Source organism: Sphingobium sp. (assembly GCF_033795625.1).
GTDB lineage: Bacteria > Pseudomonadota > Alphaproteobacteria > Sphingomonadales > Sphingomonadaceae > Sphingobium.
Genome location: NZ_JARYGI010000101.1, coordinates 1 through 324, shown reverse-complemented (window position 1 = coordinate 324; position 324 = coordinate 1). Strand labels below are relative to the sequence as shown.

Genomic DNA, 324 nt, shown 5'->3' with positions numbered 1-324 from the left:
CGACCTTCCACTTGAGGCTGCATTAGGTCTGGATGGGTCTGTCTTCTTTGCCCTGCAAAGCCCGCCTTTCCACCATTCCTCCTCCCTCTCCCCTTTCGAGACGCCCGATTAGGGCGTGATCGAGGTCAGACAGCGGATGGATCGTGCGCTTCAGCGCTGGGGCGGATCGGGACTGGCCTGCGTATCCGATCGAGTTCCTGCACGAGTTGGGCATTGCGCCGCTCAAGCCGCTCGGCACGTTGCTCGGCATCGACGGCGCGTTTCAACAGGCTGGCATTATGCGTCGCGAGGGCGGTGTTTCGGGCTTCGGCATCCCGAAGATCC

At 62.0% G+C, this 324-nt stretch carries 1 pseudogene; it reads right to left on the bottom strand.

Features of this window, described 5'->3' with window-relative positions:
- Positions 1-125: 125 nt before the first annotated feature.
- Positions 126-324: pseudogene (locus QHC67_RS18785) on the bottom strand (hypothetical protein); the annotation flags it as partial.